9 protein-coding genes are annotated in these 13,934 nt (G+C 42.8%); 7 read left to right on the top strand and 2 right to left on the bottom strand.

All coding sequences use genetic code 11. The features are described from left to right. Positions 1 to 388: 388 nt before the first annotated feature. Positions 389 to 1,966, bottom strand: a complete 1,578-nt coding sequence (locus tag JOD17_RS09325) for an ABC transporter substrate-binding protein (protein WP_204697263.1) — start codon at positions 1,964 to 1,966, stop codon at positions 389 to 391. A gap of 184 nt (positions 1,967 to 2,150) precedes the next feature. Between JOD17_RS09325 and JOD17_RS09320 the strand changes: the two genes are divergently transcribed. From JOD17_RS09320 to JOD17_RS09300, 5 genes are all read left to right on the top strand, one after another. After that, positions 2,151 to 3,323 carry a M20 metallopeptidase family protein gene (locus tag JOD17_RS09320; protein WP_204697262.1) on the top strand — a complete coding sequence of 391 codons (1,173 nt, stop codon included), beginning with the start codon at positions 2,151 to 2,153 and terminating at the stop codon, positions 3,321 to 3,323. 137 nt (positions 3,324 to 3,460) lie between these two features. After that, a complete protein-coding gene (locus JOD17_RS09315) occupies positions 3,461 to 5,020 on the top strand; it encodes an ABC transporter substrate-binding protein (protein ID WP_204697261.1) in 1,560 nt (519 codons plus the stop codon). A gap of 24 nt (positions 5,021 to 5,044) precedes the next feature. Further along, positions 5,045 to 6,607 carry an ABC transporter substrate-binding protein gene (locus tag JOD17_RS09310; RefSeq protein ID WP_204697260.1) on the top strand — a complete coding sequence of 521 codons (1,563 nt, stop codon included), beginning with the start codon at positions 5,045 to 5,047 and terminating at the stop codon, positions 6,605 to 6,607. Positions 6,608 to 6,821: 214 nt separating this feature from the next. After that, positions 6,822 to 8,387, top strand: a complete 1,566-nt coding sequence (locus JOD17_RS09305) for an ABC transporter substrate-binding protein (RefSeq protein ID WP_204697259.1) — start codon at positions 6,822 to 6,824, stop codon at positions 8,385 to 8,387. 109 nt (positions 8,388 to 8,496) lie between these two features. After that, the gene (locus JOD17_RS09300; RefSeq protein WP_204697258.1) at positions 8,497 to 10,083 is read left to right on the top strand and encodes an ABC transporter substrate-binding protein; all 1,587 of its coding nucleotides are present in this window, start codon (positions 8,497 to 8,499) and stop codon (positions 10,081 to 10,083) included. Between the two features lie 37 nt (positions 10,084 to 10,120). Here the strand turns inward: JOD17_RS09300 and JOD17_RS09295 are convergent, their stop codons facing one another. Beyond that, a complete protein-coding gene (locus tag JOD17_RS09295) occupies positions 10,121 to 11,503 on the bottom strand; it encodes a M20/M25/M40 family metallo-hydrolase (RefSeq protein ID WP_204697256.1) in 1,383 nt (460 codons plus the stop codon). Between the two features lie 97 nt (positions 11,504 to 11,600). On the opposite strand from JOD17_RS09295, the gene JOD17_RS09290 reads away from it, so the two are divergent. Both JOD17_RS09290 and JOD17_RS09285 read left to right on the top strand, forming a co-directional pair. Then, positions 11,601 to 13,055, top strand: a complete 1,455-nt coding sequence (locus JOD17_RS09290) for a xylulokinase (protein ID WP_204697254.1) — start codon at positions 11,601 to 11,603, stop codon at positions 13,053 to 13,055. 72 nt (positions 13,056 to 13,127) lie between these two features. Then, positions 13,128 to 13,901, top strand: a complete 774-nt coding sequence (locus tag JOD17_RS09285) for a tyrosine-protein phosphatase (RefSeq protein WP_204697252.1) — start codon at positions 13,128 to 13,130, stop codon at positions 13,899 to 13,901. Positions 13,902 to 13,934 lie beyond the last annotated feature (33 nt).

The following is a 13,934-nucleotide window of genomic DNA, read 5'->3' as shown; positions in this document are numbered from 1 at the left end:
CCATTAGAAAAAAAGCTCCCAATTGGGGGCTTTTTTTGTGATGATCAATAATGGAGGCTCTGCTCACAAAACATCAGTTATGTGAGCAGAATAGTGATGAAACAGATGATTTATCGTGTTCTATTCACATAGTTCGATGTTGTGATTAAGTCTATATAGTTGTGTGAAAAGAAAAAGTCAAAAGACGTTCGAACATCTTCTGTGCTCATTTCTACAATAGGGGTTAAGGAGGCTCACCTTCAACTTCGAACCAAAATCCCCAAATAAAAGCGTTAATGTAGTAGTTTTGTTTAGCTCAGGACAAACGGATCGTCTCCTGCTGGGACTGCTTCTTTCTCCAAAAGAGCCTTAAAAAGCCCCCAATCAACGGATTGGGAGCTTCCTCTGTTTAATCCTCTATCGTTGTATTCCAAAGAATCGGGCCGATCAAGTCTTCGTAGTTATGGACATTGCTACGAACGCCTGTTAAGCCGGAAGACTTACCGATGTTTAACATTGGCATGTCTTCGTAGAACTGGACTTGTAGTTCTTCAAACACTTCAAATGCTTCTTCTTGTGTAGGCTGCTCTTTGATCTCATCAAGGAGGCGGTCTAACTCTTCGCTCTTTGTCCAACCGACGTAGGCTGCCCGTTTACTTAATGTCGGGTATTGGTGTGGAATCAGTCTCGTTGAGAAACTTGTAATCGCAATATCAAAATTACTAGGGTCATCTGAGAGTTCCAAATACGTTGGCCAATCGGTGACTTCTAAGACAGCATTCATTCCGAGTTCTTCTAGTTGCTGATGCAACACGACGGCTGTGTTGTAGAGTGCATCATAATCTCTTGCAACTAAGATCACAACTTCTTCTCCGTCATAACCGGCTTCATCTAACATTTCTAGTGCTTGATCTGGATCGTTCTGGAAGTAGTATTCTTCACCAGCTAGTGAATGCCAATCCACTTGGTCTTCGAACATCATACCTGCGTCTAATGTAAAGAATTCCTCTGATACGTAAGCACCGAGCATGATGGCTCGATTGTCGATCGCGGTATTGACGGCTTGCCTCATGAGAGGATCGGTGAACACACCTTCTTCTTCATTAAAAATCCCAGTTTGTAAGGAACCAAGTGCTGTGACAAGTTCGACGTCTGGTTGTGCTTCAAGTTGCTCGGCATTGTCGAGCGGGACGGTAATAATGACGTCGTATTCACCGGTTTGTAAACCAGCGATGCGTGTCGAGGAATCGGTGACAAATTCAAAGTATAAGTTCTCAACTAACGCTTCTTTATGTCCAGAGAGTCCGCTTGCTTCTTCGTCAGATGGCACGTAATCTTCAAAGCGCTGCATGTGAATGTGCTGATCTGTTTGCCAATCAACGAATTCGAATGGGCCAGTCCCGACATACTCCTTAACGCCTGTTCCATCGGCCTCATCGACGATTTCCTTTGGCATGATGGCTGCAATTTGAACAACTTCTGCTAATACGTTTAGGATGATGGAAGACGGCTCATCTAATTGAAGTTCAACGGTATAATCATCCACCTCGACAAACGATGCATGTTCAAGATTAGAACGACCTTGGGTTGTTGTCTCTTTCCAACGTTCCATGGAAGCGACGACATCTTCTGCGATCATTTCCTTACCATTATGAAAAAGCACACCTTGTCGCAAGTTAAACGTAATCGTCTTGCCGTCGTCACTTTCTTCAATTGATTCTGCTAACATCGGCACGACTTCAAAATCTTCATTAATCGTTACGAGTGCTTCATAAAAGTGACGGGTAATGTCACGAGTCGCAACGGCTGTTGTTATGTAAGGATCGAGTGATTCTGGTTGAGCGGGATAGCCAACCCGTAACTCCTCAGCGATGGCATCCGTTGTGGGTGATGCATCTGTGCTTTCTGTTGTGTCACTACCGTTATCATTATTACAGGCAACTAAAAGACCTACTGACATTAGACTTAAAGGCAACCATTTCTTCACATTTATTCCTCCCAAAGGTGTATTTGCAGAACGGTTGTTCTATGTATTATCGTTTAGTGTATCGTAATTGATAGAAAATTCAATAGTTTTGTTAGAAAAATTAACAAAGTAGTGAAAAATTGTGTAAGATGGGATATAGTTAAAGTGAACGTTTTTTAGTTTGATTAATGAGGAGGGGAATGGGATGGCACTTACATATCCATTAACAAATGAGGCAATTTTCACACAAATGGTAGAGTGGAGAAGACATTTTCATCGCTACCCAGAGTTATCATTTCAAGAAGTAGAAACACCGAAATACATTGCGGCACTTTTAAAAGACTTAGGATTAGACGTACGAGAACAAGTCGGGGGACGTGGCGTCGTTGCAACACTTCAAGGTGCTGGAGAAGGACCGACGATTGCCTTTCGGGCAGATTTTGATGCGTTGCCAATCCAAGAGGAGAACAATGTGGCGTATGCTTCAGAGAATCCAGGTGTGATGCATGCGTGTGGTCACGATGGTCATGCAGCTGCTCTATTAGGTACCGCACATTTGCTGACAGAAATGAAAGAAGAGCTAAACGGCAAGGTTGTTTTTATTTTTCAACATGCAGAAGAGTTGACGCCGGGTGGCGCGATTGCAATGGTTGAAGATGGATGTCTTGATGGGGTCGATGTTATCTTCGGTGCACACGTGTCTTCAGATCTAGAGCTTGGACTGTACAACGTACGTAGTGGTGCAATCATGGCTGCGGCGGATGCATTTTCAGTAGAGATTCAAGGCAAAGGTGGTCACGGGGCGAAACCACATACGACAATTGATCCAATTACTGCAGGAACATCACTCGTCAATGATTTACAACGAATCGTTTCTCGTCGGGTTGATCCAATTGACCAAGCCGTTGTTTCCGTATGTAAGTTCCAATCAGGTAATGCATTCAACGTTATTCCTGACACTGTGAGTGTTGCAGGAACCGTACGGACGTTTAATAAAGAGACGAGAACTCAAATTGAACGAGACATTGAGCGGATCGTGTCGGGAATAGAACTTACCGGCGATGTTACTTGTTCACTCACCTATACGAAAGGGTATCCGACCGTTGTGAATCATGAGAAAGAAACAACAATCGTGAAAGAAGTCATGAAAGACAAAGTAGGCGAGGCGGCGGTCATTGAACGTCCTCCGATGATGGGAGCAGAAGACTTTGCTTATTATTTGGAAAATGTTCCAGGAACGTTTATCCATGTCGGTGCGATGACCGATGATCCGGATACACAATACCCGCATCATCATCCGCGGTTTAACTTTGATGAACGAGCGCTCGGCAACATCGGAACGCTTTTTGTAAGTCTTGCAGAAAACTATTTGAAATGAAAGATAAGCCTATAGATCGAACAGGTCTATAGGCTTATTCTTTAAATAAAATGGCAGATAATCTGACAAAAGTCGTGATTATATTTTAGAATTTTGTAAATATTATAGAGCGATAGCTTTTAAAGGAGGATCACCTGATGAGAATACACAAGAAAATGATTGCAGGAACGTTGCTTAGCGCTTTGGTCGTAACCGCATGTGATTCAAGTGAAGAACCGACAGCTCAGGGAACGGACACAGGGGAAAGAACTGAACTTCGTGTCGCGTACTCGGCTCAACCTCCAATTCTTGATCCCCATGAACAATTGGCCATTGCCGTCTCGGATGTGATGCGCCATGTGATGGAGCCACTCGTTACTATTGATTCGGAGTACAACGTACAACCAATGTTGGCAGAATCTTTTGAACAAAGTGAGGATGGTACAGAGATTCAGTTTGTTTTACGTGAAGATGTTGTCTTCCATAATGGAAAACCGATGACAGCAGAAGACGTAGAGGCATCAATGAACAAATGGCTCGGCGCTGCAGGGAGTCGTAATCAATTTCATGAAGATGCTCACGTGGAAATTGATGGTGACTATGAAGTAACCCTTCATTTGCAAGAACCGTTGGCAACGGCGTTGCCATTGATGGCATTTACGAGTACTGGGTTTCCAGGAATTATGCCAAAGGAAATCGTTGAAGAAGCGAGTGAACAAGGGGTTAATGACTACATTGGCACTGGTCCTTATCAATTCGAGGAATGGGTAACAGACCAACACATTCATCTGAGTAAATATGAAGACTATGTAAATAGTGACGTTCCAACCGACGGATTAGCAGGCGAGAAGTCATCAAACGTAGATGATATCTATTTTGAGTTCGTATTGGATCCGACGACGAGAATTTCTGGCGTTCAGACGGGTCAATACGACATTGCACATTCTGTTCCATTTGATAGTGCTGAACAAATGGAAGCAGATCCAAATCTTGAAAACTTGTACTACCCTGGTGGGTTTTTGAATGTTCACTTCAACAAACGAGAAGGATTTTTTGTTGATCAAGAAGCGAGGCAATCCCTCGTAAAATCGATGAACAATGAAGCCATTTTGACGGGTGCGTACTCAAACGATAATTTTTATGATTTAAATCACAACATTATGATGTATCACCAATTGAGCAATTGGGATAGCGATGAAGGTCTTGATGTGTATGAACAACAAGATCCGAGTGTGATGGAAGGTTATTTAGATGCAATTGATTATGGCGGTGAACCGATTACGATTATTACGACGAGAGACTATGAAGATCAATACAATGGTGCAGTTGTATTACAAGAACAAATGCAACAACTAGGAATGAACGTTGAGCTTGAAGTGTACGATTGGCCAACGTTACTAGAAGTGAACCAAGATGAATCAGCGTATGATATTTATGTGATGGGGAACGTCTCTGTACCAGAACCGTCGTCCAATTATTATTTTGATCCGAATTATCCTGGATGGACAACCCTTCCCGATGAGCTATTTGAACTTCGAAATGCCGCTTCCGTAGAAGATGGTATCGATGCGTATGATGATTTGTTGGCGTGGTATTGGGAAGAGGTACCTGTTTACAAAGTTGGCGACTATACACGTTTTCTTAGTTATTCTACCGATGTTGAAGGGCTTGATTATCTTGAAGGATTCGTGCTCTGGAACATTCAAAAAGAAAATTAAAACAAAAGGTTAGGAGGATCATAAATGAGTGTACGTAAAACCAAAATGACAGTTGGAGCAATCGCGTTTTCATTATTATTAGCTGGGTGTGGAGATTCAAATACGGAAGAATCGAGTGCGGTGGAAGGTGCAAATGGAAGTGGTGGCGGGACGTTGAATTTTGGTTATAGTACACAGCCGGAAGTTCTTGATCCTCATTTTACGACGGCTTCTGCAACGAGAGATTTAGTGCGACCAATCTATGAATCATTGGTTACGTTAAATAGTAATTATGAAGTCATTCCAATGTTGGCAGAAAGCTATGAAACGAGTGAAGACGGTAAAACAATCACGTTTTCTCTTCGAGAGGGTGTCTTGTTTCATAACGGTGAAGAGTTAACGGCAGATGATGTGGTTGCATCGATGGAACGTTGGCAAGAGATCGCAAATGTTTTACCGGATGCAAGTTATGAAGCGACGGATCCGTATACCGTTCTGTTACATTTGGATGAGCCGAACAATACGGCGCTTCATTTGCTAGCTGATATTAGCCAAATGGCAGCGGTTATGCCAGAAGAGATCGCTGTAGATGCTCCTGCAACGGGGGTTACGGAGTATGTAGGTACAGGACCTTATGAATTCTCTAATTGGAATCAAGATCAACATGTTCACCTTACTCGCTTTGAAGAGTACACCGGTGTAGATGAAGAAACGGATGGCATGGGTGGCGCGAAACACGCGTACTTAGATGAGATTTACTTCCAATTCGTACCGGACTCACAAACGAGGGTTGCGGGCTTACAAACTGGGGAGTATGACTTGATTAACGGATTGCCATATGACAACTATGATATGTTTGAGAATGATGATTCGGTAGATTTACGTACGATGCCAAGTGGGATGGAAGTTCTCGTATTTAACAAGAAAGAAGGCTTATTCTCAGATCCACTTGCACGTCAAGCAATTAACGTAGCTTTGAACAAAGAACCGATTATGCAAGCGGCGTTTAACCATGAGGATTTTTACAGTATGGAGCCTGCATTGATGATTGAAGATCAAGCGGATTGGCATACTCGAGCAGGCGAAGAAAATTTTGAAATTAATGATCCAGACCTTGCCCTTTCAATGCTAGAGGAGGCAGGATACGACGGTGAAGAGATTCGAATTTTGACTTCAAGAGACTACGATCATCACTACAATGTGTCGGTCGTAACGCATCAGCAATTGCAAGAGATGGGCTTGAATGCAACGTTGAATGTTGTCGATTGGGCGACGTTACTTAGTTTAAGGGAAGACCCGTCTCAGTATGAGATTTTCGTAACGTCATTGTTTATCTATGCAGTTCCTCATCAATATCCGTTTTTGAACTCGAGCTGGCCAGGCTGGACGGACAACCCAGGTTACGAGGAGTACTTTGATCAGATCGATCAAGCGAATGACCAAGATGAAGCTCTTGCGATTACCGAGCAGTTACAAGAGTTGTTCTATGAAGACGTTCCTGTTGTCAATGTCGGGCATTACGATACGATCGATGGTGTGAAAACTCACGTCATAGATTACGATCAACTCATGGGCCCAATCCTTTGGAATGTTCAGCTTGAAGAGTAATGGTTCGCCATTTCATTAATTAACGTTGGCTCATAAGCTACTTCGAAGACGACACGCTTTGAAGTAGCTTACTTTTTTCAAATCACCTTATTAAGAAAATATAGTCCTTCATCCTTGTATTCATGATCATAATATAAAGGAATATGGCTGAAGTTATCAAAATAATAAGAGAAGTTACAGGCGTTCATTATATAGATCAGGGAGGTAAGGGGTTTTGTTAAAGTCTAAATGGGTATGGTCACTCGCTCTTATGTCAGTACCAATGGTGTTAGCAAGTTGTTCGAACGAAACAGAAAGTGAAGATGCAAGTTCTGCTGAAGGAGCAGAAGAAGTTGTCGGAGGAACGTTTAATTACGGATACGGGACACAGCCGGAGGTGCTCGATCCTCACTTTACGACAGCTGGTGCAACGCGAGACTTAGTACGACCGATGTATGAATCACTTGTGACGTTAAACAGCAATTATGAAGTTGTCCCGATGTTAGCGGAAAGCTACGATGTAAGTGAAGATGGCAAAACGATTACATTTAACTTACGAGAAGGTGTTCTGTTCCACGATGGTGAGGAAATGCAAGCAGAAGATGTGGTGGCTTCGATGGAACGCTGGCACGAAATTGCAAACGTGTTACCAGAATCAGCGTATGAAGTCGTTGATCCTTATACGGTGGAATTGCATTTGGAAGAGCGTAACAACTCTGCGCTCCATTTAATCGCAGATATTAGTCAGTTAGCGGGTATTATGCCTGAAGAAATTGCGAGTAACGCTCCGATTACAGGGATTACAGAGTATGTAGGGACGGGCCCTTATCAATTCGAAGTCTGGCATCAAGATCAACATGTACAACTCGTTCGCTTTGAGGAGTATACAGGTGTTGAAGACGAAGCAGATGGTATGGCTGGGCAGAAAAATGCCTATGTAGACGAGATTTTCTTCCATTTTGTTCCTGACTCACAAACGAAAGTCGCCGGGCTTCAAACGGGCGAGTACGATTTAATCAGTTATGTTCCGTATGACACGTACGAAATGCTTGAAAATGACGATTCGCTTATTGTTCATACGATGCCGAGTGGCATGGAATTTCTCGTGTTTAATAAGAAAGAGGGCATTTTCTCAGATACAAAAGCTAGACAAGCGTTTAATATGGCAATTGATAAAGAACCGGTGATGAAAGCCGCGTTTAATTATGAAGAATTTTATAGTATGGAACCAGCGCTTATGATTCCTGATCAAGCGGATTGGCATACGCGAGCAGGAGAAGAACATTTTAATGAGTATGATCCTGATCGCGCACTAGAATTGTTAGACGAAGCAGGCTATGACGGTGAAGAGATTGTTATTCTAACGACAAGAGACTACGACCATCATTACAGTGTGTCGGTCGTCGTACATCAGCAATTGCAAGAACTTGGGTTGAATGCCACATTAAATGTCGTTGACTGGGCAACGTTACTTAGTCTACGAGAAGACCCAAGTGAATTTGATATTTTTGTAACGGCGTCATTTATTTATGCCGTTCCGCACCAATATCCGTTCTTTAATAGTGATTGGCCAGGTTGGACAGAACATGAGAATTATGACATGTACTTCAATCAAATTGATCAAGCCGAGAGTCAAGAAGAGGCGCTTGAGATTTTGGCTGAGCTTCAACAATTCATGTATGAGGATATGCCGGTCATGAACGTCGGTCATTACAGCACCATTGATGCGACAAATGACCGTGTAGAAGGGTACGAGCAGTTAAGTGGACCGATTCTTTGGAACGTGCAATTGGCGGACTAAAAGTTGTCTAAATAAATGATTGAAAATTAAATCTAATTCTGTATAATAAAAGTCATACTTTAACCTAGTAGAGTGTTACAACTTTAACGTGGGAAGATGGGGGATTATCATGAAGCTACGCAACAAGTATCTAGCGCTTAGTATCGTACCGTTCATGCTTGCTGCTTGCGGTGGGGATGACAGTTCAGAGACGACAACAGATGCGAGTGTTGACAACAATGATGCAACTGAGATTTCGGGGGAATTGCAAATTGGCTATAGTGCACAACCTGACACGATGGACCCGCACATGAGTCCTACTACAGCAACAAGAGATGTCAGTCGTAACGTCTTTGAAACGCTCGTCGCAGTGAATGCCGATTATGAAGTATCACCAATGTTGGCAGAGTCTTTTGAAGAAAGTGAAGATGGGAAAACAATTACGTTTCAATTGCGTGAAGGGGTACTCTTCCATAACGGGGAAGAAATGACTGCCGAAGATGTGAAAGCATCGATGGAGAAGTGGACTGAGTATTCTTCAATCGGACGTTCGAACTTGGCGGATGCGGAGTTTATCATAGAAGACGACTATACGTTTGTGATTGAATTACCAGAGCGCAATTCGGTGATCCTCCATGTTCTTGCAGAGATTGGGCAATTTGCAGCGATTATGCCGAAAGAAGTCGTTGATGAAGCAGGTCCGACCGGAGCGAATGATATTATCGGTACAGGGCCGTTTGAATTTGTTGAATGGGCAACAGACCAACACATCCATCTCACGCGTTTTGACGATTATGTTGCAAGTGACGAACCTTCGAGTGGATTAGTCGGTGAGAAGAATCCACAATACGAAGACCTCTACTTTAACTTTGTTTCGGATGCATCTACTCGAGTATCTGGACTTCAAACGGGTGAGTATGACGTCATTATGGCTGTACCTTATGACAATATTGATCTCATGGATTCCAATCCGAGTATCGAAACGATGATCACACCGAGTGCAGTAGAAGTTGCTGTCTTTAATGAGCTAGAGGGCGTGTTTGAGGACCCACTCATGCGAGAGGCGGTTAACGTTGGGATTAACAACGAAGCCATCATGACTGGCTCTGTAACGAGTGATCAGTTTTATAAGTTGGATCCAGGTTTGATGCTTGAGGAACAAGTCGATTGGTATACAGATGCAGGAAAAGAAAACTATTTCCAAAACGATGTTGATCGAGCGAAAGAATTGTTAGACGAGGCTGGATACGACAATGAGCTCGTAACGATTATGGCGACAAGAGATTATGACCATCATTATAATGCGGCCATTGTCCTTCAACAAGAACTTGAAAAGCTAGGGATGAACGTCGAGTTAAGTATTATTGATTGGGCAGCAATGCAAGAAGAAATCTATGATCCTAGCGCTCATGACATGTTCGTATCATCTTTTGCGACACGTTCCATTCCTCATCAATTCCCAGTGCTTAGTAAACGCGCAGAGTTTGCGGGCTGGACACAAAGTGAAGAATTGGATCGCTTGTTAGATGAGATTAAATTACAAGAAACGCAAGAAGATGCACGAGCGGTCTTTGCGGAGTTACAAGAACAGTTTTATGAAGATTTACCGATGATTAATATCGGTAAATTCCACACGATTACTTCAATGGATGAGAATGTGGAAGGATTTGACGAGCTTGTCGGTCCGATCTTCTGGAACGTATCGGTGAATGACTAAATGAAAAGTGCCCACCTTGGAGTGGGCACTTTTGCATTTAAGCAAGTGTCGTTCTTTTTTGAAGCAGTTCGTCTTTTGTCATCTGACTGGCCGCTTTCATAACTTCGCATGTGCAAAGAATGCCTTTGTAGAAATTGTCCACAACGAGGTTTTCATTTGGGGAATGGTTGGCTTCATCGGCATTTGCATACGGGACGATTACAGAAGGGACACCGAGAATGTTTGTCCAAACGTGATTAGGCAGGCTGCCTCCTAAACTCGGTTGAATAAACGTTTTTCGTTCGAATGAACGTTCTGTTGCCTCCCGAACGGTTTCGACGATTTGGTAATTCGCAGATGTTCGTGATGGTGACATCGCTCCGATTTTTGCGACAGTAATGTCTAGTGCGAATTTAGAAACATGCGCTTTGAACCGTTCAAAAATCTCATCAGGGTCTTGATTGTTCACGAGGCGCATGTCCATTTTGACAGTTGCTTCACTTGGAATGATCGTTTTGGCCCCTTCACCGCTATAGCCACTGGAAAAGCCGGCAATATTAAATGTTGGTTCAAAGCATAATTTTTTGTAGTAATCAGCCTTTGATAGATCGATTTTTTGATCCCCAACTTGTTCTCTTAATTCTTCAATGTTGAATGGGAGTTGTTCTAATAGTTGACGCTCAAGATCAGTTGGTGCTTCTACGTCATCATAAAACCCTTCTATTAAAATGTTGCCTTCGTCGTCTCGCATCGATTGAAGCAACTCGATGATTTTCCAAGCGGGGTTTTGAGCAATGTTGCCTTTGTTGCCAGAATGATTATCGAAATCGGATCCCTTTGCTTTTAATTCGACGTAGAGCATGCCCCTCGTACCGAGTAATACATACGGGTTGCCACTTGATAGCATAGGACCATCAGATGTATACACAAAATCAGCAGCGAGCTTTTCTTTATGGGTTTCAACGAAGGTTGGTAAATTCTTACTGCCGATTTCCTCTTCACCTTCAAAAACGAATTTCACGTTCAAAGGGAGTTCCCCAGCTGTAGCGATGTACGTCTGTGCAGCGAGAATTTGTGCGAGCATTTGACCTTTGTTATCGCCAACGCCACGTGCGTAAATTTTGCCATCGCGAATGGTCGGTTCAAAAGGCGGGCTTTTCCATTCGTCTAATGGATCTGGAGGTTGTACATCGTAGTGACCATAAATAAGCATCGTTGGTGCGTCATCAGAGACGTGTTGTTCAGCATAGACGACAGGGTGGTCATCGGTTTCTATGATCTCAACATGAGCGATGCCTGCTTCTTTTAGTTTGCCAACGACAAGTGCCGCACAATCACGGACACCATCATTTTGTGCGCTAATACTTTTTTGGCGAAGCAATGTAAACAAATCATTCAAGTAGTGATCTTTGTTCTCTGCAATATGTTGTTTGAAGTTCAATTCACTTCACTCCTTTTATAAGTCATTGTATCGTAAAATGAAGATTCAAAATATAAAAGATCAAAAATTTCTAACAAATAGAAAGGGACATTTACTGATGACTTATGTAGCTGCTTTTGACATTGGAACTTCAACGATAAAAGCTGTACTCGTCGACGAGCACGGTCACATGCATCACAGAAAGGAACGTGCTATTCCTGCCATTCAAAATGAAGAGTACCGTGAACAAGATCCAGAAAGTTGGTGGACCATCGTTCAAGAATTAAGCCATGAATGGTGGAAAGAAGGAATCAGCCCATCGACCGTACATACTATATCATTGACTGGCCAGATGCAAGATTGCATACCTGTAAATAAAGAAGGAAAAGCAATCCGTAACGCCATTCTTTACTCTGACTCACGTGCACACGAAGAAGCAGAAATCATTCACGAAGCCATTCCCAACGTAGTGGAAGTGACCGAGAATTATTGTGATGGATCGATGGTTTTTCCGAAATTGTTATGGTTACAAAGAAATCAACCGAGCATATATGAACAGATGCATGCTTGTTTAGTGAATGCGAAAGACTATATCATTTTGCAATTAACAGGTCAGTTTGTGGCAGATGTTGTTACAGGAGCCACGACAGGGATGATGAACTTTGAACAGCAGCAATGGGAGAAGAGCTGGCTAGTTGATGTAGGTCTAGATCCGATGATGTTACCAGAATTGCATTCGGCAGGAAAAGTTGTTGGTGTTGTTCAAAAGCATAATAGTGCAGGGTTTAATGAGAAAACACCGGTATTGTGTGGGACTGGTGACGCAGCCGCATCGTCACTCGGGGCAGGGGTGTTAATTCGGGGAACGAGATACCTTTATATCGGCTCTACTGGGTGGACGGCATTTTCAACGGATCGTAAAAATGAGTTGTATGAGGGCGCATTCAAGCTTCCGCATCTTGATGATGTTCATTTTCTCTCGATTGCACCGATGCTGAATGCAGGTAACGTCCATCGTTTTGCAGTTGAGCTTTTGTGCGATGGCGATTATAGAACTTTTGAGAGCAGCGTGCATTCGATTGAGCCATCACTTGATCATCCCTATTTTCTACCCTATGTCCATGGCGAGCGATTTCCAGTTCACGATGCAAATGCAACAGGCTCTTGGTCTAATCTGAAGGCAACCACGTCAAAAGCTGCGCTTTGTTTTAGCGTATTAGAAGGGTTATCGTTGAGTATACGACAGCTCATGACCAATTCAGGTGAAGAGAAACCAACAGAGATTATAGTGATTGGCGGAGGTACGAAAAGTCATGCTTGGTGTCAAATGCTTGCTGATAGTACAGGCATAACGATTTGCGTTCCAGATGATGCAGAATGGTTACCGGTCGTTGGTGCTGCGTCACTCGGTGGGCATTATTTGAACTGGACCAATTCGTACGATGAATGGAGTAAAGCGGTTATTGCCCGTCTCGGACAAAAACGGTATGAACCAAATCAAACATTTGATTATTTATATAACGTACGTTATCGGGAATTTGTCAAAATATATCCTAAAATAATGCAACAATAAACCAAATATATAGTTTAATAGGACTAGTTATATGTTACAATATGATCAAAAGAGCGAATGGGAGTGAGTCTTTTGATCGATATACATAGCCATGTTCTTCCGCATATTGATGATGGAACACGATACATTCAACGTAGCATAACGTCGCTTGCACGTGCGGCTCAAAATGGGGTTACGCACGTGATTGTCACTCCCCATCATGGGTACAAGAATTATCACAACCCCCGAGAGAAAATTCTCGATGCAACCCTTCGATTGCGGTTACGAGCAAAGAAAGAGCGGATTCCAATTCTTATTTTTCCTGGTCAGGAAGTCTTGATTCATGAAGACATGATGAATGGATTAAATACGGGGGCACTTTGTACGTTAGCGGACGCTGGACAGTACTTACTCATTAGTTTGCCACAAGACACCATTCCCTCCTTTGCGATGAAAGAATTAAGTGAATTGCAACGTCACGGAGTTGTGCCAGTACTTGCGCATCCTGAACGTCACCCGCTCATACGCAAAGATCCATCTTGGCTCTATACGCTTGTTCAACAAGGCATTGTGACACAAATTACTGCCCCAAGTCTGCTTGGATATTCTGGAAGAAGAGTGAAGCGTTTTGCAATCGATTTAATTAAACATGACCTCGCTCATTTTATTGCGAGTGACACGCACGGGGTAGGGCAAGACCGTTATCGAATGAAAGAAGCCTATGCGATTGTTGAGCGCCATTGCGGAACAAGCAAAGCCGCTTTATTGAAAGATAATTCTGATTTATTAATGCATTGTCAACATATATTACGTAGCGAGCCACGAGTATTGCATACAAGACGAGGACTACTAAACGGATTTGCATAAGAAAACCCATCACATAGTGAGTCGCACCATTAA

Origin of the sequence: Geomicrobium sediminis (genome assembly GCF_016908595.1) — a bacterium.
Lineage (GTDB): Bacteria > Bacillota > Bacilli > Bacillales > Marinococcaceae > Geomicrobium_A > Geomicrobium_A sediminis.
This window is presented reverse-complemented; position numbering and strand designations above follow the sequence as displayed.